Genomic DNA, 26948 nt, shown 5'->3' with positions numbered 1-26948 from the left:
CTTTTGAACTATTAACAATGTTTCATATCCGACCGATAAACTTAGTAAAGCTTATCGGTCTTTTATTTTAAGTGAGGTGAATAGGGCGTGAAGATTAACGAATCGGGACGTGTGAACGGCATCAATTCGTATCAACGGAATATTGAATCTCGGGAGATGCAGCATATCGATAAGAAGAAGCGCCGCAAGGATGAAGTATCAATCTCCTCGGAGGCGATGGAACTGAGTGCACAGAGTAAAGTACAGGATCCGGAACGCGCGGAGAAAATTCAGCGTTTGAAGGAATCTGTAGCTAATGGTACTTATGAAGTGCCAGTCGACCGTTTAGCAGACAAATTGCTCCCGTATTTTCAATCCTACAATAAATCAGGTGAGTCCAAGTGAGTGCTAGGTCCATAATCGAATATATGAAGCGTCAGGATGAGCTGCATCAGCAGCTCATAGAGGCAGGGAAAGATAAAAGGCAAGCCATTCTGGATAATGATGTGGAACGTCTTACAGCGGTCATGACCAAGGAGAACCGCCTGCTGAAGCAGGTGGCGGAAACGGAAGCGCTGCGTCAAGGTGCCGCAGATGATTTTTTACGTGAGAAGGGCATCCGCTCCCAGCTTCAGCTGACGGTTACTGAAATGACTCGTCTTGTATTTAACCCGGAGGAAAAAACAGAGCTGCAGGATGTGCAGCAGCAATTAATGGACAGGCTCATGGAACTCAAAGAGCTGAATGCGATTAACCGGGAGCTAATTGAGCAATCACTAGCGTTCATAGATTACAGTTTAAATTTGTTAGTCAGTCGTCCGGAGGATGATTTGCTTTATCAGCATCCGAAGCATCAGAATCCTGCCGGCAAGGGCCGAAGCATGTTTGATACCAGGGCATAAGCAGAAAGGAAAATGTAGATGAGATCCACATTTCATTTGCTCGAAATCGGAAAGAGGGGCTTGATTGCCCAGCAAGCTGCAATTAACACAGCTGGTCATAACGTTACGAACGCCAATACGCCAGGATACTCTCGCCAGACTACTCGCCTTGTTGCAGCCAACCCCATTGCTTTCCCGGGACTGCAGCGTTCCCAAGCGGCCGGTCAGCTCGGGATGGGTGTAGAAGCGGAAAGTATTCAGCGGGTACGGGACTTTTTATTGGATATCGAATATCGCAATCAGAATACGAATTTGTCGACATGGAGCGTTCAGCAAGAGACGCTTTCGAATATTGAGGGGATTTTTAATGAGCCTTCGGACAGCAGCTTGAGTGCAAGTATTTCTGAATTCTGGACGGCTTGGCAGACGCTGAGCAAGAATCCGAGCGACACCGACTTGTCCGCCCGTATGGCGGTTCAGCAGAAAGCGATCGCTTTGACGGAAACGTTTAACCATATTTACTCACAATTGGATACCCTCAGCAATAACCTGACTTCTCGTATTGACACTAAGGTTGCTGAAGCTAACAACTATATCGACCAAGTTGCAGAGTTAACCCAGAGTATTAAACGGATTGAGGGTCTTGGTGACAACGCGAATGATCTGCGTGATAAGCGGGATCTGCTCATCGATCAGCTCTCCTTGCTCGGGAACGTGAATGTAACCGAGACAGGGGACGTCTATCAAGTGACGTTCGGAAATCAAGTTGTGGTGGATGATATGACTTCTACTCCGATTACGAACGCCATCGCCGGCGCATTGACCGGTGGGGAGATCGCTGGTTATGTGACCTCTCGTGATGTGCATGTTCAAGGATATATCACCCAGCTGAACATTATGGCCAACACACTGGCTACAGGCAAAGTGGAAGTGACCATACCGGCTGGAACAATTCTTCCTCCGGGCGTGAGTATCCCGAAAGCGGTTATGGATGCGAATAATCCTCGCAAGCTTGCTCAGGATGTGAAGCATACGGTTGATGGCCTTAACGGATTACATAAATTGGGTTATACCCTTAATGAGCCGGCCACAACAGGGGGCGACTTCTTTGTATCTGCTAACGGCGGGCCAATTACCGCTGGGAATATGAGATTAAGCCAGACGATCCAATCCGATCTGAAGAATATCGGCGCTTCCCTGCGGACAGAAATGAAGACTGATCCGGATAACGGTACGACCTCTGAGGTGGTTCTGAAAGGGAACGGCGGCATGGCGCTTCTGATTGCGCAACTGTCAGAACGTACGTTTAATTTCAATCCGAATAACAACAGTGGTTCAGTAACGGACATCACGAATTTTGAAGGATATCTGCAGTCAGTTATCTCCAAATTGGGTACGGACAGCAGCAATGCCAAAAAGATGGTGGAGAACGGCACGTTGTTGGTGGAGCATGCCGATACACTCCGTCTATCGATTAGCAGTGTATCACTTGATGAAGAGATGTCGGATCTGATCCGCTTCCAGCATGCTTACAGCGCCTCATCACGTGTGGTTACTACCATTGATGAGATGCTGGACAAATTAATCAACGGTACCGGCGTCGTCGGCAGATAGGAGGAATAATTTATGCGCATAACCCAATCCATGATGACTAGCTCCATGATGAGCGGTTTGCAAGGTAACTATCGCAGACTGGACAAATATCAGGAGCAAATGATGACCCAGCGCCGGATTAACCGTCCTTCCGACGATCCGGTGGGTGTAGCCAGTGCGCTCCAATACCGTGGTCAAATCACTGCTACAACGCAGTTTGAGCAAAATGCGGAGGATGCAGATGCGTGGCTAAAGTATGGAGACACAGTAATGACCGAAGTTACACAGATTGTTCAAAAACTTTCAGAACTGGCGGTGCAGGGTGGAACTGATACAGTACCGAAAGATGCTAGAGTAAATATTGCGGCAGAGGTAGATCAGTTATATCAACAGCTGATTTCTTTGGGTAACTCACAATTCAAAGGGAAGTACATTTTTAATGGTGAGAGAACCGACGAGAAGCCATTCCCTGATGATCCAACCCAAACCGCATATGAATTGGATAATGGCGAAGTGAGATATCAAGTTGGAGCGGGAATTACTGTTTCTGTGAACACTTTGGGAGGGAAAGTGTTTGGAGCGTTTGGAGACGCCACGGGAATATTTGCTGTGGTAGATAATCTTAAGAAGGCGCTGTTGGCAGACGATACAGCAGGCATCCAAAGTGCCATTCCTTCACTACAGAAGAATCTCGAGACGACAATAACCGCTCAGTCGGAGATGGGTGGAAAGCAAAATCGTCTTGAATTTACTCTTAGTAGGCTGGGTGATTTAAATATAAACTACATGGATCTACAATCAAAAGTTGAAGATGCAGATATATCAAAAGTAATAATTGATCTCAAAACCTCTGAGAGTGTTTATCAGGCTTCTTTAGACACCATGGCTCGCATTATTCGTCCAAGTTTGTTGGATTTCTTAAGGTAGGGGGATTTCAATGATTATCCCCCGAATACAGATTCAGCAAGGGTACTCACAGATTGGTCTACAGACTACAAAGGGTCAGCTGAGTATTGAACAACCCAGGCCGACTCTCGACATGAGACAGCAGCGTGGTGTCGTGGAGATGGAACAAACTAAGGCGAGCTTGGAGATCGACTCGAGAAAGGCTTGGTCTGCACTAGGAAAGCCGCGAATTGAAGAACTGACGGACCGTATTGCCCAGTCTTCGTTACAAATATCAATGCAAAACATTGCAGAGATCGCTCAGAACGGAGATCGTATGATGGCAATTCAAGAAGGCGGGAACGTGTTTGCCGAGATTGCTAGGGAAAATGTGTTTAAGGACCGGCCAAGAGTTGAGGTGATGGGTGAACCGGGATATGATAATGTGGAGATTACCTTCATCCCCGGACAGGTCAATACTACTTATATTCCAGGTGGGGTCACTTTTAATCCTGAAACTCATAAACCGGTAATTGATTACCAGCCTGGTAAGGTCAGTACTTATTTAACACAAAAAAATTATATAAATATATCTGTAATAGGAAATCAACTGGATACAGTTGTCTAACTACAGGTTTACAATAGCTATAATGGACAAATGTCATTATAGCTATTGTTGTTAGAAAGGGAGGAATATAAACCATGATTGTCAATACAAAGAGATTTGGTCCAATAGAGATTATGAATGATCAAGTTATTACCTTTGTGCGCCCAATATTTGGATTCGAAGAATTATCGAAATATTTTGTTGTTCAGTCAGAAGAGGACCGTCGTCCTTTTGAGTTTTTACAATCCATTGAAGATGAAGATTTAACCTTTATCGTAACAGACCCTTTTGCCTTTTTTAAGAATTATGAATTTCAATTAGATTCTCATTGGATAGAAGCTTTAGGTGTAGAAAGTGAAAAGGATGTACAAGTGATGGTAGTCGTTACTGTTCGTTCTGCTGAAGATATTTCTTGCAATTTAAGGGCTCCTATTGTACTCAATAGAGCTAGAAATGTTGCTGCTCAAATTGTTTTGGACAATGGAGGTTACTCGACAAAGATATCGCTGTCAGAGAGGAAGAAAGGAGAGGATTTTGATGCTGATTCTGTCAAGAAATAAAGGGCAGAAGATCATGATTAACGATAATGTTGTGCTTTCTGTAATTGAAGTGAATGGCGATCAGGTCAGAATTGGTATCGAAGCTCCTCCCAATGTAACCATTTATCGTGAAGAGATATATGAAGCAATTAAACAACAGAATCAAGATGCTATCCAGTTTAATGAAGATATTCAACAAATTTTGAAACAAGTGATGGATCCGTCTAAGGCATAAAAATTTTTATGGAAAATTGATAAACTGCTATAAACAATCCTAGGATGCAGCCGATAAATATAATATGGGTCGAAAGACATGGCAGTAACGGCCGTATGCTAATGTCTCGATCACAATAGGGTGAAGCAAGGATGCTAATCACCAACACATTCCAAGGAGGAATTATATCATGCGTATTAATCACAATATCAGCTCTTACAACACTCAGCGTCAATTGACCGCTAATAACAATGCTCAAAGCAAATCTTTAGAGAAATTGTCTTCTGGTTATAGAATTAACCGTGCAGCTGACGATGCTGCTGGTTTGGCTATTTCCGAAAAAATGCGTAACCAGATCCGTGGATTGGAGCAAGCTAACAAAAATGCTCTCGATGGTATCTCTTTGATTCAAACTGCAGAAGGTGCATTGAATGAAACTCATTCCATGCTGCAACGTATGGGTGAATTGTTTACTCAAGCAGCTAACGAAGTGTTGACTTCTGCTGACACTGCTAAAATTGATGCCGAGATCGGCCAATTGACTGAGCAAATTGATGCTATTGCTTCTCAAACAAGCTTTAACACGAAAAACTTGTTGGGTGATTCCGCTCCTGCGAGCCTCGTGCTTCAAGTGGGTGCTAACAAAGGTGAAACAATTACTCTTTCCCTCACTAAAGCCACTACAACTGAGCTTAAAATTAATGGCTTGGCTGCCCTTGACGGAACTAATGCTAAAGCAACTGAAAACCTTGAAAAAATCCAAAGTGCAATCGATCTCGTTTCTGAGAATCGTGCTAGCTTGGGTGCCGTTCAAAATCGTTTGGAGCACACTATTAACAACTTGGGTACAACTTCTGAAAACCTCCAAGCTGCAGAATCTCGTATCCGTGATGTAGATATGGCAAAAGAAATGAGCGAATCCACGAAAACGAATATTCTGCAACAAGCAGCTACTGCTATGTTGGCTCAAGCGAACCAACAACCTCAAGCTGTTCTGCAATTGCTCCGTTAATCAATGGTTTAATGCAGGAGCCGGCCGGATTATCCGGTCGGCTTTTTTAAATAAATTTAAAACTATATAAGGAGCTGTTTTAAGTGCGAGTTGATTCGTTCTCTGACAGGCCGATACAAAAGGCTAATATCATCAGCGAAGATGCTTCTACTATCAACAGCCAGCAAGAAACTGCAACGAGTAAAGTTGATTCGCTCGTAACTGAGCAAAGATTAAACGATTTGATTGATAGAGGAAACAAGGTCCTTCTCAGAATGGATACACACTTACAGTGGTCAGTTCACAAGAGTAGTCATCAAATGATCGTAAAAGTAGTGGACACGAAAACTAATGAGACCTTAAGAGAGATTCCACCGGAGAAGTATCTGGACTTGGTGCAAAACTTATGTGAACAGGTTGGCCTTTTTCTTGATGAACGCAAATAAAGTAACAGGAGGTGCATTTACTTGTCCTCACCTATTAGATTGAGTGGTTATGCTTCCGGACTCGATACGGATAGTATGATTAAGCAATTAATGCAGGTAGAACGAGCTCCTTTAAACAAACTGAATCAACAAAAGCAGAAGATTGCCTGGAAACGTGATGCATATCGAGAAATGAATACACATCTGACCACAATCAGAAACTTAACAGATAAAATGCGGTTCTCTAGCGCTTATAATAAGCAAACCGCAGTAAGCAGTGACACTAGTGTAGTAACAGCCACAACTTCATCAACTGCAACCAGTGGAGGATATACGATCAAAGTAAATAGCCTGGCCACCAGCGCACTAGTTACCGGAAACAATGTTTCTGTAGATCTAAAGGCCAAGGTAAACAGTTCCGAAATAGTTGGAGACGGTAAATTCGAAGTTGTTGGAAAAGACGGGAAAAGTATAGAGGTTACAGTAACGGCTGATTCTACATATGAATCTGTACTAAAACAGGTTAATAGCGCTAATATAGGTGTTTCCATGAGCTATGACAGCATAAACAAGCGATTTATGCTTAGCTCAACATCGACGGGTGCTAGTGCTTCTGTAATGATTAATGACACCAGCGGAACCGCAGCTTCATTATTGAAACTTAGTACACCTGCTACAGTAACCGGTACAAATGCAACGGTCGAGCTGAATGGTAAAGAGATGATCTTGGAAACCAACTCATTTGAATTTAATGGGGTTCGATTCGACCTGAAGGGAGTATCAACAACGACTGCTTCAGTCTCAGTTTCTCGGGACACTACCGGCATTGTAGACCAGATAAAGGGTTTTGTTGAGCAATATAACTCGCTGGTTGATAAAGTCAACTCCTTGGTCAAAACTGTACCGAACCGTAATTATGCCCCTTTGTCTGATGAAGAAAAGGAAGCAATGACTGACAAACAAATCGACCTTTGGGAAACGAAAGCCAAGTCAGGAGTGCTATATCGCGATAGTATTTTACAAGATACACTGTCATTATTGCGCTCCTCGTTGATTTCTAATGTAAAAGGCCTTGATAAAAATATGGATTCCTTGTCTGATATAGGGATCACATTCAAGGGATATACACAAGGATTAACGAGTGAGTTAGGAAAGCTTACGATAGACGAGAACAAACTCAAAGAAGCCGTGAGTAACAATCCAGACGGAGTTATGGACTTGTTTTCTAAATCAAGCAGTTTAGACCCTAAGGATAAAAACTATCAAAGTGAAATAGGCTACGCCGAGAGACTGTATAATAATTTGTCGACACAAATCAATAAAATTATTAAACAGATTGGAAGTGGCACTGTTTCTGATGTGGAGGATAACAGTCAATTAGGTAAACAAATCGGTGATATTAACGATAAGATCAACACAGTTAATAATCGTTTACAGACTGTTGAAAGTCGTTATTACAAGCAGTTTACTGCTATGGAACTGGCGATCCAAAAGTTAAACAGTCGAGGTTCTTGGCTAGGCGCCCAATTAGGACAGTAGGTGGCACTAACAACTTCGTTATATTCGAAGTCAATTTTAATTAAAGGGAGAGGTACATTGATGATTACTTCCAATTACCAACAACAATATTTGAGAACAAAAGTGGAAACGGCTAGTCCGGGTGATCTGACTCTTCTTTTATATGAAGAATTGTATCGAAAATTGAACATGGCGAAGATGCTTTTAGACAAAAATCAGCATGCAGATATGCTCACACCCATTCATGGTGCACGCTCTATATTATATGAATTGTTAAGTACATTGAATTTCGAATATCAAATTTCTTATGAATTGCGTGATTTGTACCAGTTTTACTTATCACAGCTCAGTGAATTCATAATTAAAAAAGAACTTCAATTATTGGACAATGTTATAGAATTTGCGCGGGAATTGGTAGATACATGGAAGCAGGCAGTACTTCTCGTCAAAAGTGGAAAAGGGAACTAGCATGGAAAGATACGATATAATGTGCAGATTAAAGTATATTTATGAGGAAATAGTAAGGTCATGCGATGCAAAGCAATTGCTTAGTAAAGAAACAGAAATTGACGAACTCTATCATGCTTTGAATTTGATGGAGAGTGAAGCATACAGCCAACAAGAGGTTGTATTGTTGAAAGAATTGTCTGATTTAAACAAAGCGATACAAACTTTAATGACAAATGCTATGAATCAGATGCAGAGGGTTCATAATATGTCCCCGAGAGTACAGAAACAATATGATAACAACTCATATGCTGATTCTTACTTTGTTGATCAGAAATACTAATAGGAGGTTAAGTATGGTAAAGGGTAAGCGGTTATTAACGATGCTCCTAGTAATATTAATTAGCATCGGTATCTTCCCCAATTTACAAACTAATGCTGCCGTTAATTATGTCACGGCATCGCAAACGGTCAATCCATCAAGTATTTTGGTCGGTGGGGAGACTGAGGTGACTCTCAACTTAAAGGGCACACCTCCAGTGAACGTTGTTCGTCCTAATGATGTTATTCTTATTATTGACAGGTCTGGGAGTATGGGTTCTGAGAAAATGAATAACGCTAAGGAAGCAGCTAAAGGTTTCATCGATTTGATGGACCTGTCACAGCACCAAGTTGGTATCCTTGACTATTCTTCCAATGCCTTTGCAGGCCTTCCACTTACAACAGATGGCTCCGCAGCCAAGAATTATATTGATAAAATAGTGGCTAGCGGGGGGACGAATACTGCTGAGGCTATTACAAAAGCTCAGGAAATGTTGGCAAATCACCGTTCAGAGGCTCAACCAGTTATTGTGTTATTAACAGATGGTGATGCTACGGTAGGCGGCGATGGCCTTAACGCTTATGATTACACCTTGAAAAAGGCCCGGGAAGCGAAAGAGGCAGGAGTTGTATTCTATACAATTGCATTGCTGGATGTAAATACTGATCCTGCAACTAGTGGACCGAACAAGTTGTTGAAAGATATGGCCACAACATCACATCATCATCATTTTGTCCTCGGTTCTACAGGGTTGTCTGAAATTTATGCAGCTATCGTTAGAGAAATCGGATTAGCGAGTGCTTATGATGTAGTTGTAACTGAAACTGTTGCGGACGGATTTGAAATCGTCGAAGGATCCTACGAGAATAACATTCCAAAGCCGACGGTTTCGGGAAATACATTAACTTGGAATTTCCTTGAGTTAAAACAGGATACGCTTTCGTTCACGTATAAGATTCGTCAAAAGTCCGACGGCAAGAATGGGATATTTCCGATTACAAATTCAAGCTCCAATGTGAAATACAAGGACTATACGGGGGCAAATCGTACTTATTATATACCTCCTGTTAATTTGGAGGTGAAAAATCCGGCCCCGGTAATTACGAACGTAACCCCAAATAAAGATGTAATTACTGGCGGACAAAAAGTGGTGATTGAAGGACAGAATTTTCTTCCGAATCCTAGAGTGAAATTTGGCGGGGTATTTTCTACCTCCGTTAATTTCATTAGTGATCAACAACTGGAAGTGATTGTTCCTCCAGGTAACCAGGGTAACACAACAGTTACATTAATCAATACTGATAATCAAACGGCTATAGCGGATTTTGCATATTATGCTCAACCAGAAGTTAGTAGCATAACACCTCCGTCCGGACCAATGGCTGGTGGGACGAAATTGGCTATTTCTGGGAAAAACTTTATGAATGGTGTAAAGGTTAAGATCGGTGAGAATTATGCAACTTCAGTAACCTTTAATTCCTCCATATATTTGTTTGCGATTACTCCTCCTGCAGACCAAGCAGGCACTGTAGATGTAACCATAGAGAATTCTGACGGTACTACAATAACTGTTCCGGGTGCATTTACATACGAAGTACCACCTAAAATGGAACTTATCAGCATTGCGCCTTCTGAAGGTTATACTACAGGCGATGAAGTAGTTACATTAAACGGTAAGATGTTTGAGAAAACCAGTCAGGTTTACTTTGGTGATACTTTGGCTTCAGGAGTCGTCTATTACAGCCAGGAGAAAATAACTGCAAGGACACCTGCGTGGACACAGGAAGATACGGTCGACGTGAAAGTAGTCAATGCAGATGGAACGATTTCTTTACTTCAGCAGGCATACAAATATATAAACCCACCAGGACCTAAACCACCGACAATCACTTCTGTAAGTCCAACGAATGGTCCTTTAGAGGGTGGTACAGCAGTTTATATTGATGGTAGTGATTTCGTTTCAGGATCTAAAGTAATTTGGGGTGGAACTGAACTTAAGGCGACATTGGTAAATACTTCGAGATTGAAAATAGTGACTCCAACCTGGCCTAAACCAGAGAAGGTCTCTCTTTCTGTCGTTAATCCTGATCAGCAATTAGCAACGGTTGCCGATGCATTTACGTATGACGCGCCTCCACCAAAGCCAGCACCAACGTTAAGAGCTGTTTCTCCGGCTAACGGACCTTTAGCAGGAGGTACAGTGATCTATGTAGATGGAGCAAATATTGATCCTAAGGCTAAATTATATTTTGTAACCGGTGGTCAAGAAATAGACCTCCGAGCAACATATGTGAACGCTACTCGTATGAAGGTTACCACTCCAGCGGGTGCGGCACCAGGACCTGTTGATCTTAAAGTTATTAATCCAGATGAGCAAAGTGCTGATCTAGCTGGTGGATTTACTTACGATGCACCACCAGTTTATCCGGCTCCAGTTATTACAAGCCTTACTCCAAACTTAGGCAATATGAGAGGCGGTTATATTGTAGATATCTTTGGAACTGATTTCCAAAAGGACGCAACTGTGATTTTTGGAAATACTCCATTGACCTTGGCAGCCTACATGAGCCCAACTAATGTCAGAGTTAGAGTGCCTGTATCGGCGATTGCCGGATCTGTTGATGTTACATTGACAAATCCGGATGGAAAGTCTTCGAATTTGGTTAATGCATTTACCTATCAAGAGGATATTCCTTCTATTTCTGCATTGACACCGAATAAAGGACCATTAGCTGGTGGAACAACCGTATATATTGATGGAAGTTACTTCGCTTCTGGGTTAACTGTTAGCATGAATAACTCTAATATAAGTTACACTTATGTCAGCTCTTCCAGAATAAGAATAACAACCCCTGCTTCTGGAGTTGCTGGCCCGGTTGAGATCAAAATTACGAATCCATCAGGCCTGTCAGCTGTGGCCACATTTACTTACGAAGCGCCACCACCGTTGCCAGCTCCAGTGATTACTGCAGTGTCTCCTGCGTCAGGACCGATTAATGGAGGAACTACAATTTATATTGACGGTAGAAACTTGACCTCTGGAGCGAAAATTAACTTTAATGGCGTTGAATATAACGCATCATATGTGAACACCACGCGAGTTAAATTTCAGGTTCCGGCGGCAGCATCTGCAGGAATAGTGTCTTTCTATCTGATTAATTCAGATGGCCAGAGTAGCGGGACATTGAATTTTGAATATAAATAAACGGTAGTATGCTTCTTGGGGGGCCATATGTGGCCCCCTTTTCTAATTATTTTATTTTACACAGGGGTGATATTCTTGCAGCATGAAGTTCTTATCCCAACCTATATGAAAACTTTTAATTGTATCGGGTCTGCTTGTGAAGATAGCTGTTGCGTTGGATGGAAGGTTACTTTAGATAAGGACACATACAAGAAATATAAGAATATAAAGGAACCTGTACTTACTGCAAAATTAAAGAATTCTATGAAGCGAAATAAAGATGTTGAGGCAGGAGATAATTATTACGCTAGTTTCGTTATGGGCGAAAAAGGTCGTTGCCCAATGCTGGAGGAAAGTGGATTGTGTGCAATTCAAGCCTCAGTGGGCGAGGAGATGCTTTCTAGAACTTGCAGTACTTATCCTAGAGTCATTAACAAGGTAGGAGATTCATTGGAAATGTCTGCAAAGCTCTCTTGCCCGGAGATTGCTAGGCTGGCTCTCTTGAATTCCGAGGGTATTGATTTTGAGTATACAAATATAGCATTTAAAAACAATTGGGGACAGATGGGGTGGATGAATACATCTGAATCTGCCAATGGGGAATATTTGTTTTGGGATTTACGAATGTTTGCTATTGAAATATTGCAAAATAGAAATCTGCATTTAAATGATCGTATGATTCTACTTGGTCTAATTATCGATAAAGTTCAGCAGGCAATAGATCGAAATGATTACGATGATATCCCCTCAATAATTAAAGCGTATAAAAACAAAATGCAGGATGAATCATTTACATCCAGTCTTTCACGGATTCAAGTTAATCATGAATTACAATTAAAGCTTATCATTGAGATTATTGAAAAACGTAATGCGGTAGGTGGAGAAATTCCAAGATACATGGAATGCTATCATGAAATGCTACAAGGTTTGAATATTCAGGGAGAAATGATTGAATTAAATGATTTGGTTAAATCTTATGAATTGAATCACAAAAGTTATTACACTCCGTTCATGATGCAACAAGGATATATTTTAGAAAATTATTTAGTTAATTATGTTTATGAAACTCTGTTCCCCAATGTTAAGGGAAATATATTTACCCAATTTGCAAGGATGTCCATTTTATATTCTCTCTTAAGAATTCATTTGGTAGGTGTATCAGGGTTTTATAAAGGATTATCTTCTGAAATAGTTATTAAGATAATCCAATCTTACACTCGAGTGTTTGAGCATAACGCCTCTTTTATGAATATGATTTCAGAACTTTTTCGTCAAAATAAGCTGGAGTCGCTTCCGCACATTGTTACATTGTTAAAGGAGTAAATCAGGAGGGGACTATGAACGATCTGCTACCGATATCAGCTTGTATTCTTGTTAGAGATGAAGAAAAGGTCATAGATCGATGTATTGTTTCTCTAATAAATGTTGTTCGTGAGATTATTGTGGTAGACACGGGCTCAACTGATGACACAGTCAATCTAGTACAGAAATATCCGGTGAAATTGCTTTCTTTTCAGTGGGCAAATAACTTTTCTGATGCCAGAAACTTCGCTATTCAGCATGCTAAACAGCCTTTTGTCTTTATGATTGATGCAGACGAAGTTTTGGGCGAAGAATCGATCTGCTCTCTACGAGAGTTTATTAAGAAGAAGCCTACAGTGCCTGCAACAGTGACTATAAGCAGTATTATCAATGAACAGAAATCTGTAAGCTCCAATATCACAAGGATTTTCCCGAATAATGCCTGCTATCGTTATCGTGGAGCTATTCATGAACAACTCTGTTTTCAAGGGAGAGCACTAGAAACTACGAGGTATAGTAATGTAAAACTATTACATGATGGATACCAAAAAGCTAAAATACAAAATAAATCAAAGATAGAACGGAATATAATGCTGCTTCAAGAACAATTGAAGATAGAACCTGATTCTGTGTACTTTAGGTTTCAAATTGGTCAAACATTGTTTGTAGATCAAAAATATAAAGAAGCAGTCCTCTATTTTGATGATGCGCTAAGAATGCTATCTAAGGAACATTCTATCCCTAAATATATTTCTACGTTGTTTTTATCATATGGTTATTGTTTGTTTTATAATGCTGAATTTGATTCCTTGGACTTACTTCTTCAAGATGCCATCGATTTCTTCCCGAATTATACGGATCTATACTTTTTATATGGACTTTCTTTAATACAAAGAAAGGAAGTTAGTGATCTGGTTCAAATCAAGGAAGTATTTGAATATTGTATGCAGCTGGGGGAAATTACGGATGGATCTTACGAATCGGTAGAAGGCGTTGGTTCTTACAGGGCTTTATATAATTTGGGTGTTTATTATGAGGTGACTAATCAGCAAGCCGAGGCGAAAAAATGTTATTCCAAAAGCGCTGAAGCAGGTTTTGTACCTGCAGTCGAAGGTTTGGAACGGGTAAAGACAGTGAAAGCTTAAGGAGTTGTACTATGAAATTTCAAACTATTTCATTATGTATGATCGTAAAAGATGAAGAGCGAACATTGGAAAGATGTCTCGAGAGTGTAAAAGGGATCGTCGATGAGATCGTTATAGTAGACACTGGATCTACGGATAGAACAGTTGAAATTGCTTCCCAATATACTACAAAAATATTCAGCTTTGAGTGGAATGACGATTTTTCTGATGCACGAAATTTTGCTGCACAATTCGCTACAGGTGACTATATTCTGACTCTGGATGCTGATGAATACCTGGATTCTGCGAGTAAACATTTACTACTCGAACCTTTAACTGCCGACTATTATTTTTTAAGAATTCGAAATATTATCAGAAACGGTATTGTCGACACTCATTCATTTATTCGAATGTACTCTAGATTTCAAGGATTTATTTACCAAGGAGCAATTCATGAACAGATTAATTTCATAGACTTTCCGAAGACTTCTCCGGGTGCCTTGTCTGTATACATTATTCATGATGGATACGAAAAATCCATTATTGAAAATAAAAATAAGCATGGCAGAAACATGAGAATTATTGAAGAAGAGCTACGTCGGAAACCAACAGCTTTTGGATACTTCAATCTGGGGAATCAATATAAATCTATTGGTGAAATGGATAAAGCCGTTATAGCATACAGCACATCCTACGGACTTGATCCGAATATGTCTTTTGGACCTAAACTGATTGTGTATTTGACGCAATCGTTAATGAGTTTGAAGCGATATGATGAATCACTACGAATTCTTGGAGATTTCATTCAACTTCACCCGACATATACGGATTTATATTATGAACAGGGTGTTTTATATACAGAAATTGAATATTTTAAAGATGCAGAGGCTGCATTTCTTAAATGTCTGGAGTTGGGTGACGTTACCAGTCATCTGTATTCATCTATGGAAGGTGTTGGGTCATATTTAGCACACGCTCAGCTAGCTGAAATGTATATGAAATGGAACAATTATGAATCTGCTCGCGAACATATTTTTCAAAGCCTCACCCAGAATAAAATGCATGCAGCATCGCTGAGAATACTTCTGGAATCATATATAAACTTAAATCCAAAGGATACTTTGGAGAAGCTGGCTTCAATTTATACTTTGGAATCAGTAGAAGAAGCGAGCCTTCTATTGCAAGTGCTGTATCTTCTTAGAAATCCTGCCTTCACCATAATCTCAGCATCATTCAAACAGGATTTGAATGACGCAATGACAGCATGGACTTATCAAGTTGAAGGAGAATATGAAAGGGCTAAGCAGGTCCTTTTAAAAAATAAGAGAGTAATTGATGGTACCCATCGAGATATTTTGTATCTTGCAGTTGTAACTCGAGATACTTATTTTTTTAATAAATTTAAACATGAATTCAGTATATGTAATAAGGATAAAGGGATCCTGTTGAAAATTATCAATAGAGAAGGTGTACAAGAGGCTGAAGTTAGTCCTCAATTAGTTTCGTTGATGGAAGATTTGTTTTACGATTTATTGATGTTGCGTCAATATGAAGTTATAGAGTATTTTATGAATCATGTTAATGCTACAATGATTCGTTATGAATTAGCCAGGATGCTATACAAATTTCAGTTTACTGAATTATCATTACAGGCACTGACAGATTCTGAAGAATCGACTGATAAAGCAAAAGTGTACGAATTAGCAGGGGATATTCTCAATCAAATGGAAATGTACGGTGATGCTTATCAATACTACAACCAATATCTGAAACTGAGTAGTTCTTATGATTTTGCTGTTGTATACAAAATTCACGAATTGTCATTAAAAGTAGGGGATGAAAACGTTCAGAAGGATGCTTTAAAGCGAATGAAAGAAATGGTTCCAAGGTCAGAATGGGCAGGATCATTATAGGAGGGCTTTTATGATCTCAAAACTAAGGCAAAGAGAATATTCTGATCGTAACAAACGTTTGTATCTAGCACAATCTCAAAAGGTCACTCCTAAACAACAGGAAAAAGAAAACTTGAAAATTGTTTATGTAATGACCCATGTGAGTGTGTGCGGAGGGGTAAAAGTAATTTTTGAACATTCTAATAGATTAATGAAAAAAGGATGGGAGGTTTGTATAGTATCGCATTTCCCAAAGCCAGACTGGTATCCAATCTATGCCGAATACAAGCAAGTTCCCTTCGGGATTGAACTGGCACAAGGGATTCCCTTATGTGACGTTATAGTCGCAACCTATTGGGATCATATACAAGCATGTATCGAGACAGGGATAGCACCAGTTGTTTATTTTGAGCAAGGTGATGAGCATTTATTTCATATCGAACGTCTATCCGAAGATGTACAATCCTATGTTAAGACACAAATGCAACTTCCCGCATTTATCATGACGGTATCGCACAAGGCATCTTATTCATTAAAGAAGAATTTTGAAAGAGATTCCGTAATCATTCCAAATGCAATAGATCATGATGTTTTTACAACCATTATCAAGAGTAATATTAACAAATATAATGAACCATACATTCTCATAATGGGAAATGAGAATATTACGTTTAAGGGAATACCCCGAATTATTAATGTTGTTCAGAGAGTAAAAGAGTTATATCCAGTAGTTAAACTCTATTGGATTAATCCCAAGAATCCTGGCGATTCCTGGGCAGATGCAGCTGACCGAGTGTATGTAAATCCTCCGCAGAATGAGATAGCAGAGCTTTTCCAGCATGCAATTATGTTTGTTTCTGCTTCCGAATTTGAATCCTTTTCACTTCCTGTGATTGAAGCGATGGCTACCGGCTGTCCTGTTGTATCAACAAATAATGATGGGGTAATGGAATACGGTATCGATGGAGAAAACATTCTCATAGCTGAAATCGGTAACGAAGACGACCTTTATTGTAGAATAATGAATTTGCTGGAAGATGGGGAACTACGCCGAAAAACCTCGGAAAATGGACTGATAACTGCCAAGAAATACAACTGGGAAGATAGTGTATCAATACTTATGGAATATTTATTCTATGTATCAGCGCATTCAATTGAGAGCTTGAATCAGGTCGAGGATTGGGACATTACAATAGATGAGTCACTCTTTAAAAATAAGGAGGATCAGATTAAATTTAGAAGGAATTTGTATCATGTGATGGATGATACGGTATACATTCCAGTAGTTTATGATTGGATACAGGATCACCCGATCGCGAGGTGGGAGATTGCTGCAACAAGAAAAAGTGGCAGTAACAACAGTTCAACCCGAATCTTCACCCCTATAGATAACCCGAAATATCTAACAGAATCAGTTGTGTTTTGGGCTGGAATCCAGCATGTAATGGATGAAAAATATTTAGAGGCGTTAGAGTATTTTATTGGACAGTATAATCATTCAAGCGACGAATGGAAACCAGTTTGTAGTAAATGGATTATCCTGTGTTTGATTGAATTGGAAAGAGACCATGATGCGTTACAAGTAATTCAAGACCTATTGCACGTGTCTGAATGTTTCACTGATGCATACTATTTGTATTACTTGTTACTCTGTATCCATAGATCCGAAACGCAGGCCCAAGAAGTTCTCAAGACAATTCAATTAGTTGGGGATAGTATGAATGAGAAAGAATGGTTTTTTGATGTAGCAGGCCGATTATAAGATAATTATTGAAAACAAAGGAGATATTTATGAACGGAACCTATATAGGTAATGATAAAATGCTAGTCAAGCTTGCTTACAATGCTTTCTTAACTATTTCTTCCAAGGATTTAAGTCTTATGCCTACTTTGGTTCTGACAGGAATGTTTGAAGTTCCATTAACTAAGTATTTCTTAAATCATGTCAAACCTGGCCAAACAGTGATAGACGTAGGAACGAATGTAGGTTATTTTACATTATTGGCTTCTAAACTAGTAGGTGCTAATGGGAAAGTAATTGGCTATGAGGCGAATCCTGAATTAGTCCTGAACGTAAAAGATAATCTTGCTATGAATTGGACTACTGAAAATACAAAGATAATCAATAAAGCTATATACTCAAAGAATACTATACTAAACTTTCTTACTTCCGAAAGATTTCATGGTTATTCTTCTATTCACGAGAAACCAAAAGATGAAAACCTGATAGACACTTATATCTCAACTGAAATAAATGCTGTATCGTTAGATTCAGAGTTGCAAGATATAGAATTCATTGACCTTATAAAGATTGACATCGAAGGCGGGGAATACCATGCTTTTTTAGGCATGATGGGACTGATTGAAAATAAAAAAATAAAAAGAATATCATTCGAATGGAATAGACCGATGTTAGGAGAAGACGTACAGCCTTTCCTCCTCTTAATCAGTGATCTACTAAATCGGTTAGGAGGGCGTCTATTTTTTCTTGATGCTGAGGGCAACCCGGTTCCAACCACATTAAAGGAAATCTCAAGTACGGAATTTTACCCTTTTGCACTGCTAGAATTTTAATGATACGGGGACAAGTATTCCGGAAACCCCACCCTATGATCCGGGTGCCCATTAAGACGACTAATTTATGCTCTTGGCGATGCAGATGGCGTTGCCAAGAGTTTTTTGTATGGCTTCATTTTGGCTACTTGAGAATCTGTTCATTTGTATCATTTAAGTAGATTTTTTTCTAAAGGAACATGGTTCATGACATTTATTATAGGGTAAATAACCATAAACCTATTTTGTCCGCAAACTATTTTCGCCCGCCAATTCAGTCCTGAAGCCAAGTCGACATTTTTCCGGTTTTTTTGCAAAAGAAAACCTTTTCTTTGGTAATTGACAGTGGATAAGGTGGGTGCTATAGTCGGAAATGTGGACAATTAGTGTCACACTTTATTTGACAATGAAGGGAATGTTAGTGCATGCAAGGTAAAGTGAAATGGTTCAACGCAGAGAAAGGTTATGGCTTCATCGAGACTGAGGACGGCGGCGACGTATTTGTACACTTTTCCGCGATCCAATCCGAGGGCTTCAAGACTCTGGAAGAAGGACAATCCGTAGAATTCGAGATCGTTGAAGGCGCTCGTGGCCCGCAAGCAGCTAACGTAATCAAATTATAATCATCCCGGCACAGCCGACCTACATAAACGGTATAGATGGTTAACAATTCGAGATTCGCTAGCCCAAGACTCCGGTTTGTCCGGAGTCTTTTTCTGTGCGCCGTTCCCTGAAAAATATTGTGCTAAAATTCACAATTCTGACTTTTTACATAGCCTTAACAAAATGCTATAATGAAGGTGCAAAGGAGGAGTGCCCAATGCAATTCACTATCCGAGGTCAACAAATTGAAGTGACCGATGCTTTGAAGGACTATGTTGACAAGAAGCTCAGCAGGCTAGATAAGTATTTTGATGCACCCCCCACCTCTGAAGGATATGTCACACTGAATGTCATTCGAGGATTGCACACAGTGGAAGTGACCATTCCGCTCACAGGCGTGGTACTGCGTGCGGAAGACCGAAGCGACGATATGTACGCTTCCATTGACGCTGTTGTGGACAAGTTGGAACGTCAGATTCGCAAGCACAAAACCAAGCTGAACCGTAAGATCAGACAAGAGGGCGGATTGAAAACGCTCATTGCGACGAACGGAGCAGCGGCAACCAGTCAGATGGAGGCAGAGCAAGTCGAGTATGACGATGACAGTTACGAAGTTGTCCGTACGAAACGTTTTACCATGAAGCCGATGGACGTGGAAGAAGCGATCCTGCAGATGAACATGGTAGGCCATAATTTCTTCGTATTTTCCAACATTGACACACAGGAAGTAAATGTCGTTTACAAGCGTGATGACGGCAAGTACGGATTGATCGAGCGGGATTAAGCTTAAGCGGCATTCCAAGCGGAATGCAGAAGTAGCTGGACCTGATTCGAATTTTAAAATGGTGAAATGAAATTGAAATGTAAGATGAGCCTTCATCCGTGTAAGCGGGTGGGGCTCTTTATTTGGATATATACGTTTTTGATGCGGTAGGCATCGTAAAGATGGTGGTATTTGATGGTAAACCATCAGAGTATGCTGAATAGTGCAACCATTATTTTAATGAGACGACTTATAGGGGACTTCAGGGCCGTTTCTTAAACAGCTCCAGTATAACGTCTTAAGGACTTCCTTTATAAGAGGATTCGCGTTCGGTTAGCCATGATTGAACAGCATCACCGGGGCGGAGTCTTTGTTATTTCTGGACAATGGGAGATGAATATTTCACACTTATTTAGATGTGGTGTTTTGTTTGTGAAATGAATATAATTCCATTGTTTAAAGCTGGGTAAATGCTCGACGCAACTTTTTTGAGCCTCCCCGCGTCTCATAGAGTAGGGCTTCACGTAACAGACATCTCTTGTGATAGCACATATTGTTGCGGCATCCCTTACAAACTGTTACAATTTATGCAAACCCTCATTTTATGGGACGGGCTTTTTAGCCTGCATCAAATGGGACCATCATAAGGAATCAATGAATCGATTTCATCATTTAACCCTTTGGCATTTAATGAAGTTGATTCTATCACTTGTTTTGCACGAAAGGGGTTAACCATGCTAGGACTTGTCAAAAAGATTTTCGGCGACACCAACGAGCGTGATGTCAAACGTCTCATGAAGACGGTCGATGTGATCAACAAACTGGAACCGGATTTTGAGAAGCTCTCCGATGAGCAGCTGCAAGCCAAAACCGAAGAGTTCCGTGCACGAATCGAGAAAGGTGAGACGCTGGAGGAATTGCTTCCTGAAGCGTTTGCGACAGTTCGTGAAGCTTCCAGACGGACACTTGGCAAGCGTCACTATGACGTGCAGCTGATTGGAGGAATGGCCCTCCACGAAGGCAGAATTGCAGAGATGAAGACCGGTGAAGGTAAGACCCTTGTAGGTACGCTGCCGGTTTACTTAAATGCCCTGCTTGGCAAAGGTGTTCACGTTGTAACGGTCAATGATTATCTGGCGCAGCGTGACAGCCAAGAGATGGCGCAAATATATAATTTCCTGGGAATGACGGTCGGGGTTAACCTGAGCGGTATGGAACACCCGGATAAACAGCAGGCGTATGCTTGCGATATTACGTATGGTACGAACAATGAGTTCGGCTTTGACTATCTGCGGGACAACATGGTCCTCTACAAAGAGCAGATGGTTCAGCGTCCGCTCTATTTCTGTATCATTGATGAAGTGGACTCCATCCTGGTTGACGAAGCGCGTACGCCGCTCATCATCTCGGGACAAGCTCAGAAATCGACCGAGCTGTATTTTGCAGCCGACCGCTTTGTGAAGCGTCTGACTGCGGAAGAGGATTATACGGTAGACATTAAGGTCAAATCCGTGGCCCTAACCGAAAAAGGCGTGGCACTAGCGGAGCGTTCTTTCGGTATCGACAACCTGTATGACCATAACCACGTAACATTGAACCACCACATTGTACAAGCGCTGAAAGCGAACGTGATCATGCGCCGCGATGTGGATTACGTTGTTACCGACGACGAAGTGGTTATCGTTGACGAATTCACGGGACGTCTGATGGCTGGACGCCGTTATAGCGACGGTCTCCACCAGGCGATTGAAGCGAAGGAAGGCATCGAGGTTCAGAACGAGAGTATGACCCTTGCAACGATCACCTTCCAGAACTACTTCCGGATGTATCGCAAGCTGGCAGGTATGACTGGTACGGCGAAAACCGAGGAAGAAGAATTCAAGAAGATTTATGGTCTTGAAGTGCTGCAAATTCCTACGAACAAACCGAATCAGCGTGTCGACATGCCGGATGTGGTTTACAAGAGCGAAGAGGGCAAGTTTAAGGCGGTTGTAGCGGAGATCGTAGAACGTCACAAAAAGAACCAACCAATTCTGGTAGGTACAGTTTCCATTGAGAACTCCGAGCGTTTATCGGAGCTGCTGAAGCGCAAAGGCGTCCAGCATAAAGTTCTGAATGCGAAGTACCATGCGGAGGAAGCGGAAATCATCTCACGCGCCGGTCAGCCGGGATCGGTAACGATCGCGACGAATATGGCGGGACGCGGTACGGATATTTTGCTTGGTGAAGGCGTACAGGATATTGGCGGACTTCACATTATCGGTACAGAACGTCACGAATCGCGCCGGATCGATAACCAGTTGCGTGGTCGTGCCGGTCGTCAGGGTGACCCGGGGTCAACTCAGTTCTACCTGTCCCTCGGTGATGAGCTGATGAAACGTTTTGGTACAGACAACGTGCTGAATATGATGGATCGTCTTGGTTTTGAAGAAGATCAGCCGATCGAGAGCAAAATGATTACCCGTGCGGTTGAATCCGCGCAGAAGCGGGTAGAAGGCAACAACTTCGACATGCGTAAAGTCGTTCTGCAATATGATGACGTCATGAACCAACAGCGTGAGATCATCTACAAACAGCGCCGCGAGATCTTGGAGTCCCAAGACATTAAGCAAATCGTTGTAGAGATGATTAAGCCGGTCATTGATCGTGTTGTGCAGGCTCACTGCAGCGATGATATTCCGGAGAACTGGGAACTGCAAGAAGTGGCAGACTACGTCAACAGCAAGCTGCTGGACGAAGGTTCCGTCACTCGCGAAGATCTGTGGGGCAAAGAAGCCGAAGAGATTACCGAGTATATCTTCGAGCGCGTGATGAAGAAGTACGAAGAGCGTGAGCAAGCCATCGGCGAAGAAATGGTACGCGAGTTCGAAAAAGTTATCGTGCTGCGTTCGGTGGACAGCAAGTGGATGGATCATATCGATGCGATGGACCAGTTGCGTCAAGGTATCCACCTCCGTGCATACGGCGGTACCGATCCGCTTCGCGAATACCAATTCGAAGGCTTCGAGATGTTTAATGCCATGATTGCAACAATCCAAGAAGAAGTGGCGACGTACATCATGAAGGCCCAAATCGCGACAAACCAGGAGCGTCAAGCCGTTGTGGACGAAAATAAAGTCTCCACGAACAGCAGCAGCGAACCTGCGGAGAAGCGCCCGGTCCAGGTGGCTGAACAGATCGGCCGGAATGATGCATGTCCTTGCGGCAGCGGCAAGAAGTATAAGCACTGCCATGGACAGAACGCTTAAGCAATCTAGCCAAGTGGTGATGAATATAAGAAAAATGTCCATCGATGTGTGCTTTCACAGAAGCAAGACCGCGTTTAGAGGATATTTTTCTTGCGATGATTGAAATTGATCAGCATTATTGTAAACTTCGATCATCCTTATATAGCCCGTCCAGGTTATGGGCGCGAACTTTTCAACTCCCTTAAGAGCGGCAGATGAACCGGGTGACTGTGGACTATTCCACCGTGATCCGAAATCACTGCTGCGTTTAAGGGAGTTTATCTGAATAAACAGCGAAATATTTTGTGAAGCGATGTGATGTGGATTTTCTCTTAAATGGAACGTTTTCCATGCAGGAGAGGGTATACTGAAATTATTACATGTAGATAAGAAAGGACGAGGACTCATGATCGATCCAAGTGTGAAGCAGGACCTGCGTGAAATTAGCAAGAAACTAACCAATCTTAGGGGGTCTCTTTGACTTAAGTTTAAAGCAGGAGATGATTGAGAACTTTGAGGAGAAGATGGCAGCCCCGGATTTCTGGGATGACAATGAGAAGGCTCAGGCGCTTATTACCGAGATGAATGCCGTGAAGTCATCGGTGGATCACTATCAGAAGCTGCAGGTGGATTACGATGATGCCGTCGTGATGATCGAGCTGGCGGATGAAGAAGGCGATGACTCCCTTGCAGGAGAAATTGGAGAAACGATCAAGGACCTGGTTGGGCGTGTAGAAGAGTTTGAACTCCAACTGCTGTTGAACCAGCCTTACGATAAAATGAATGCCATCCTTGAGCTGCATCCGGGCGCGGGGGGAACCGAGTCTCAGGACTGGGGCCAAATGCTGCATCGCATGTATACGCGTTGGGCGGAGAAACGCGGCTTCAAGGTGGAGACACTGGATTACCTGCCCGGGGATGAAGCGGGAATTAAGAGCGTGACACTGCTCATTAAGGGCTACAATGCTTATGGGTATTTGAAGGCCGAAAAAGGGGTGCATCGCCTGGTTCGCATCTCCCCGTTCGATTCTTCCGGCCGTCGCCATACCTCATTTGTGTCCTGTGACGTCGTTCCTGAGATTAACGATGAGATTGAACTGGACATCCGCACGGAGGACCTGAAGATTGATACTTACCGTGCGAGCGGTGCCGGTGGTCAGCATATCAATACGACGGACTCGGCCGTACGGATCACTCACTTGCCAACAGGAGTGGTTGTAACCTGTCAGAATGAGCGGTCCCAGATCAAGAACCGTGAGCGTGCGATGACCATGCTTCGTTCCAAGCTCTATGAGCGCAAGATCGAAGAGCAGCAGAGGGAATTGGCGGAAATTCGCGGCGAGCAGTCCGACATCGCATGGGGCAGCCAGATCCGTTCGTATGTATTCCATCCGTACAGCATGGTGAAAGACCATCGTACACAGGTGGAGACCGGTAATATAGGAGCCGTCATGGACGGGGATCTGGATGCTTTTATCGATGGATATTTGCGCAGTCAGATCAAGCTGGAAGTCGAGTAGGACGTTGAGGAGAGATTTGAAGAGCTATGGCGCAATCCGCTGGTAATCCATCGATTAACAAAAGAAAAAGAGAACCCCTGATTCCGATCAACGGTCCCCTTCGACAGACGGTGGACACCGTTTTTATCATCATCGGCTCCTTTATTATGGCGCTGTCATTTAACCTGTTTTTCCTGCCCAACCACATCGCCTCTGGCGGTGTGTCCGGATTGTCCGTTCTTGCGCAAGCATGGCTCGGCATTGAACCGGCATTTACGCAGTGGGCGCTGAATATCCCCTTGTTTGTGCTTGGCTTCTGGCTCCTTGGACGCGATTACGGCATCCGTTCCTTGCTGGGAAGCGTGATTTTGCCGTTGTTCGTCTTTTTGACCAAGGACTGGCCGATTCCAACCTCCAATCCGCTCTTGGCTTCCATCTATGGCGGGATCGGCGTCGGTATCGGCATGGGGCTGGTCTATCGCGGCAGGGGTTCAACTGGTGGATTGACCATCGTGGCTCAGCTTTTGCAAAAATACAGCGGCCTCAGCTTTTCCGTCTGCGTCGTGCTCTTGGATGCGATTGTGATCTCCTCGGCAGCCCTCGTGCTGTCACTGGAGCAGGCATTGTATGCTCTCATTGGACTGTACGTGACAGGCAAAGTGATTGATGCCATTGAGCTGGGCTTTAGCTTCACGAAGGTGGCTTACATTATATCCGATCATACGGAGCCGATAACGAAGGCCATTCTCGAGGATCTTGACCGTGGACTAACCAAGCTGACCGCAGAGGGAGGCTATACGGGTGAACACCGGACAGTTCTGATGGTCGTAGTCGGACAAAGTGAAATTCCCCGTCTGAAAACGGTGGTGCAATCGGTGGACCCGAATGCGTTTGTCATCATTAGCAATGCCCATGAGGTATTGGGTGAAGGCTTCCGCAATATTAAGGCGTAACATCAGGGCTCGTCAGCATACTCTAAAAAAAGAAGTAACACGTCGGTCAGATTTGCTATCTGAACATGTGTTACTTCTTTTTTTATATGATGTAATCATTACCGGCTAATTTGCACAAGCGTAATTTCAGCCTTTGGTGTTTCCGCCATGAAGGAGATACGAACCTTGTCGAAGGTATAAACCATCTCGTATTCCTCTTCCATGTCGTTGTAATACATTTCGTAGGCGCTGCCCAAATGTTTTTTGACGTCCGCAAAGGTTTTATTCGGGAATGCCTCTTTGCCTATTAACAAACACCACATGCCGTTAGAGCCTGTATAGGGGTTCTCGAAATTAAATCCGGCATATGAAATGTTTTTGAATATCCAAAACTCACCGCCGTAGTGGTAGAATGAACTCACAGGTTTTCCCAATTTGGAGGCAATCTGTTTCTTGGTCATATCGAATTTAATGCCACCAAAGCCTGGAATGACTCCCTTTTTTAAATAAGTCGCCGTGTTTTTGTTAAGGATTAACGAGTGCGCCGGATTGGTTGTTGCTTTGGTGGACGTATCGGCAGCGAAACCTGGTAGAGGGGCCTGCCACGTTAGGTTAATCAGTAAGAGAAGACATAAGAGGGCTGTTGTTCTTTTGAATATCATTGTTTACCTCCAGGAATCTAAGTTGTAGGAACATATTTCCTAAAGTGGATTATATCAAAGCACAGTTTAGGTCGATAGTCATATTTATTAGGTTAATAGTAATAGGGGGCGTGAAGTCTTAGTTTATAGAACAAGTAAGGGGGACTTACGAATGGAAATCGAACAGATCTTTGCTAATTTGCCGGTGTTGGAAACCGAGCGCCTGCGGCTTCGCAGAATATCGATGCAGGATGCGGATCAGATGTATGCCTATGCCTCTGATGATGAGGTTGCCAAGTACGTAACATGGGAAACCCATCGCTCGATCGATGACAGTAAGAAATTCATCCAGTTTATACTAGTCCAGTATGCCAAGCATGATATTGCCCCTTGGGGGATCGAGCTGAAGGAGAGCGGGCGTTTGGTGGGGACGGTGGATTTTGTGTGGTGGAAGCCCGAACAGCAGAGTGCCGAGATCGGTTACGTACTCGCGCGGGATTGTTGGGGACAAGGTCTTATGACGGAAGCAGCCTCCGCGTTACTGAAACTCGGATTTGGCGAAATGGATCTTGTACGCATCCAAGCTCGTTGCATAGAAGGGAACATCGGCTCTCAGCGTGTCATGGAGAAGATCGGCATGTCCTATGAGGGGACGTTGAGGAAGGGGATCAAGATCAAGGGTCAGCATTGGGACCTCAAATTGTATTCCATTCTAAAAGAGGAATATGAATCGACTCTTTAGACATTGAAGGCGATTGGTATTCATTTGTAAATGGGGACCAAATTTGAATAATCCATTGTATTTATATGAATACAGTCGTATAATA

25 protein-coding genes are annotated in these 26948 nt (G+C 42.4%); 24 read left to right on the top strand and 1 reads right to left on the bottom strand.

All coding sequences use genetic code 11. The features are described 5' to 3' along the window. Positions 1–87 precede the first annotated feature (87 nt). The 23 genes from flgM to NYE54_RS31175 all read left to right on the top strand — a co-directional run bounded on the left by flgM (position 88) and on the right by NYE54_RS31175 (position 25501). Positions 88–384, top strand: coding sequence for a flagellar biosynthesis anti-sigma factor FlgM (gene flgM / locus NYE54_RS31285; protein WP_098749202.1), 297 nt, complete (start codon positions 88–90; stop codon positions 382–384). Then, positions 381–881, top strand: coding sequence for a flagellar protein FlgN (locus NYE54_RS31280; protein ID WP_260069447.1), 501 nt, complete (start codon positions 381–383; stop codon positions 879–881). Before flgM ends, NYE54_RS31280 begins: the two co-directional genes overlap by 4 nt. Positions 882–899: 18 nt before the next feature. Next, positions 900–2474 carry a flagellar hook-associated protein FlgK gene (gene flgK / locus NYE54_RS31275; protein WP_339268471.1) on the top strand — a complete coding sequence of 525 codons (1575 nt, stop codon included), beginning with the start codon at positions 900–902 and terminating at the stop codon, positions 2472–2474. A 12-nt stretch (positions 2475–2486) separates the two neighbouring features. Continuing rightward, entirely contained in the window at positions 2487–3380 is an 894-nt protein-coding gene (gene flgL, locus NYE54_RS31270; protein WP_339268469.1) for a flagellar hook-associated protein FlgL, read from the top strand. A gap of 10 nt (positions 3381–3390) precedes the next feature. Continuing rightward, positions 3391–3966: a DUF6470 family protein gene (locus tag NYE54_RS31265; protein ID WP_339268468.1), complete on the top strand. Its 576-nt coding sequence runs from the start codon at positions 3391–3393 to the stop codon at positions 3964–3966. A 74-nt stretch (positions 3967–4040) separates the two neighbouring features. Next, positions 4041–4505: a flagellar assembly protein FliW gene (gene fliW / locus NYE54_RS31260; RefSeq protein WP_339268466.1), complete on the top strand. Its 465-nt coding sequence runs from the start codon at positions 4041–4043 to the stop codon at positions 4503–4505. Beyond that, positions 4483–4719, top strand: coding sequence for a carbon storage regulator CsrA (csrA, locus tag NYE54_RS31255; protein ID WP_339268464.1), 237 nt, complete (start codon positions 4483–4485; stop codon positions 4717–4719). The genes fliW and csrA overlap by 23 nt, the downstream gene beginning before the upstream one ends. Before the next feature lie 169 nt (positions 4720–4888). After that, positions 4889–5710, top strand: a complete 822-nt coding sequence (locus NYE54_RS31250) for a flagellin (RefSeq protein ID WP_339268462.1) — start codon at positions 4889–4891, stop codon at positions 5708–5710. Positions 5711–5793: 83 nt separating this feature from the next. Then, positions 5794–6135 (top strand): flagellar protein FlaG, encoded by a 342-nt coding sequence (locus NYE54_RS31245; protein WP_339268461.1) that lies wholly within the window; start codon positions 5794–5796, stop codon positions 6133–6135. Positions 6136–6156: 21 nt separating this feature from the next. Then, positions 6157–7653, top strand: a complete 1497-nt coding sequence (fliD, locus tag NYE54_RS31240) for a flagellar filament capping protein FliD (RefSeq protein ID WP_339268459.1) — start codon at positions 6157–6159, stop codon at positions 7651–7653. A gap of 60 nt (positions 7654–7713) precedes the next feature. Next, positions 7714–8100 (top strand): flagellar export chaperone FliS, encoded by a 387-nt coding sequence (gene fliS / locus NYE54_RS31235; protein ID WP_339268458.1) that lies wholly within the window; start codon positions 7714–7716, stop codon positions 8098–8100. Position 8101: 1 nt separating this feature from the next. After that, complete coding sequence (locus NYE54_RS31230) at positions 8102–8422, top strand: hypothetical protein (RefSeq protein WP_339268456.1); 321 nt, start codon at positions 8102–8104, stop codon at positions 8420–8422. A gap of 13 nt (positions 8423–8435) precedes the next feature. Next, a complete protein-coding gene (locus NYE54_RS31225) occupies positions 8436–11606 on the top strand; it encodes an IPT/TIG domain-containing protein (protein ID WP_339268455.1) in 3171 nt (1056 codons plus the stop codon). A gap of 75 nt (positions 11607–11681) precedes the next feature. Continuing rightward, the gene (gene fliB, locus NYE54_RS31220) at positions 11682–12908 is read left to right on the top strand and encodes a flagellin lysine-N-methylase (RefSeq protein ID WP_339268454.1); all 1227 of its coding nucleotides are present in this window, start codon (positions 11682–11684) and stop codon (positions 12906–12908) included. A 14-nt stretch (positions 12909–12922) separates the two neighbouring features. After that, positions 12923–14032: a glycosyltransferase family 2 protein gene (locus NYE54_RS31215; RefSeq protein ID WP_339268452.1), complete on the top strand. Its 1110-nt coding sequence runs from the start codon at positions 12923–12925 to the stop codon at positions 14030–14032. Positions 14033–14043: 11 nt separating this feature from the next. After that, a complete protein-coding gene (locus NYE54_RS31210) occupies positions 14044–15924 on the top strand; it encodes a glycosyltransferase (protein ID WP_339268450.1) in 1881 nt (626 codons plus the stop codon). Between the two features lie 10 nt (positions 15925–15934). After that, positions 15935–17665: a glycosyltransferase family 4 protein gene (locus NYE54_RS31205; RefSeq protein ID WP_339268448.1), complete on the top strand. Its 1731-nt coding sequence runs from the start codon at positions 15935–15937 to the stop codon at positions 17663–17665. Positions 17666–17694: 29 nt separating this feature from the next. Further along, the gene (locus tag NYE54_RS31200) at positions 17695–18477 is read left to right on the top strand and encodes an FkbM family methyltransferase (protein ID WP_339268446.1); all 783 of its coding nucleotides are present in this window, start codon (positions 17695–17697) and stop codon (positions 18475–18477) included. A gap of 404 nt (positions 18478–18881) precedes the next feature. After that, on the top strand, positions 18882–19079 hold the full coding sequence (locus NYE54_RS31195; RefSeq protein WP_009594275.1) for a cold shock domain-containing protein: 198 nt from the start codon (positions 18882–18884) through the stop codon (positions 19077–19079). Between the two features lie 197 nt (positions 19080–19276). Further along, a complete protein-coding gene (gene raiA / locus NYE54_RS31190; RefSeq protein ID WP_076324023.1) occupies positions 19277–19843 on the top strand; it encodes a ribosome-associated translation inhibitor RaiA in 567 nt (188 codons plus the stop codon). A gap of 713 nt (positions 19844–20556) precedes the next feature. Then, complete coding sequence (gene secA, locus NYE54_RS31185; RefSeq protein WP_076324024.1) at positions 20557–23070, top strand: preprotein translocase subunit SecA; 2514 nt, start codon at positions 20557–20559, stop codon at positions 23068–23070. Between the two features lie 385 nt (positions 23071–23455). Continuing rightward, a protein-coding gene (prfB, locus tag NYE54_RS31180) for a peptide chain release factor 2 (protein ID WP_098749186.1) occupies positions 23456–24569 on the top strand; the annotation gives its coding sequence in 2 pieces (ribosomal slippage) (positions 23456–23527 and positions 23529–24569; 1113 coding nt in all). 26 nt (positions 24570–24595) lie between these two features. Next, positions 24596–25501 carry a YitT family protein gene (locus tag NYE54_RS31175; RefSeq protein ID WP_076324026.1) on the top strand — a complete coding sequence of 302 codons (906 nt, stop codon included), beginning with the start codon at positions 24596–24598 and terminating at the stop codon, positions 25499–25501. Between the two features lie 98 nt (positions 25502–25599). On the opposite strand, the gene NYE54_RS31170 is transcribed toward NYE54_RS31175, so the two are convergent. Further along, positions 25600–26142, bottom strand: coding sequence for a hypothetical protein (locus NYE54_RS31170; protein ID WP_339268442.1), 543 nt, complete (start codon positions 26140–26142; stop codon positions 25600–25602). Positions 26143–26293: 151 nt separating this feature from the next. Here NYE54_RS31170 and NYE54_RS31165 point away from each other — a divergent pair, with 151 nt between their 5' ends. Beyond that, entirely contained in the window at positions 26294–26863 is a 570-nt protein-coding gene (locus NYE54_RS31165) for a GNAT family protein (protein ID WP_339268441.1), read from the top strand. Positions 26864–26948 lie beyond the last annotated feature (85 nt).

This window comes from Paenibacillus sp. FSL K6-1330, assembly GCF_037976825.1.
In the GTDB taxonomy this organism is placed as follows: domain Bacteria; phylum Bacillota; class Bacilli; order Paenibacillales; family Paenibacillaceae; genus Paenibacillus_AQ.
Note: the sequence above shows the minus strand (reverse complement) of the source record. Positions and strands in the feature narration are given on the sequence as shown.

Coding starts and splice junctions, on each gene's coding strand:
- NYE54_RS31225 (WP_339268455.1), top strand. CDS start 8,436: ATGGTAAAGGGTAAGCGGTTATTAACGATGCTCCTAGTAATATTAATT.
- NYE54_RS31205 (WP_339268448.1), top strand. CDS start 15,935: ATGATCTCAAAACTAAGGCAAAGAGAATATTCTGATCGTAACAAACGT.
- NYE54_RS31215 (WP_339268452.1), top strand. CDS start 12,923: ATGAACGATCTGCTACCGATATCAGCTTGTATTCTTGTTAGAGATGAA.
- raiA (WP_076324023.1), top strand. CDS start 19,277: ATGCAATTCACTATCCGAGGTCAACAAATTGAAGTGACCGATGCTTTG.
- fliW (WP_339268466.1), top strand. CDS start 4,041: ATGATTGTCAATACAAAGAGATTTGGTCCAATAGAGATTATGAATGAT.
- NYE54_RS31210 (WP_339268450.1), top strand. CDS start 14,044: ATGAAATTTCAAACTATTTCATTATGTATGATCGTAAAAGATGAAGAG.
- NYE54_RS31170 (WP_339268442.1), bottom strand. CDS start 26,142: ATGATATTCAAAAGAACAACAGCCCTCTTATGTCTTCTCTTACTGATT.
- NYE54_RS31200 (WP_339268446.1), top strand. CDS start 17,695: ATGAACGGAACCTATATAGGTAATGATAAAATGCTAGTCAAGCTTGCT.
- csrA (WP_339268464.1), top strand. CDS start 4,483: ATGCTGATTCTGTCAAGAAATAAAGGGCAGAAGATCATGATTAACGAT.
- NYE54_RS31250 (WP_339268462.1), top strand. CDS start 4,889: ATGCGTATTAATCACAATATCAGCTCTTACAACACTCAGCGTCAATTG.
- flgK (WP_339268471.1), top strand. CDS start 900: ATGAGATCCACATTTCATTTGCTCGAAATCGGAAAGAGGGGCTTGATT.
- NYE54_RS31175 (WP_076324026.1), top strand. CDS start 24,596: ATGGCGCAATCCGCTGGTAATCCATCGATTAACAAAAGAAAAAGAGAA.
- fliS (WP_339268458.1), top strand. CDS start 7,714: ATGATTACTTCCAATTACCAACAACAATATTTGAGAACAAAAGTGGAA.
- NYE54_RS31230 (WP_339268456.1), top strand. CDS start 8,102: ATGGAAAGATACGATATAATGTGCAGATTAAAGTATATTTATGAGGAA.
- secA (WP_076324024.1), top strand. CDS start 20,557: ATGCTAGGACTTGTCAAAAAGATTTTCGGCGACACCAACGAGCGTGAT.
- NYE54_RS31165 (WP_339268441.1), top strand. CDS start 26,294: ATGGAAATCGAACAGATCTTTGCTAATTTGCCGGTGTTGGAAACCGAG.
- NYE54_RS31195 (WP_009594275.1), top strand. CDS start 18,882: ATGCAAGGTAAAGTGAAATGGTTCAACGCAGAGAAAGGTTATGGCTTC.
- flgL (WP_339268469.1), top strand. CDS start 2,487: ATGCGCATAACCCAATCCATGATGACTAGCTCCATGATGAGCGGTTTG.
- NYE54_RS31265 (WP_339268468.1), top strand. CDS start 3,391: ATGATTATCCCCCGAATACAGATTCAGCAAGGGTACTCACAGATTGGT.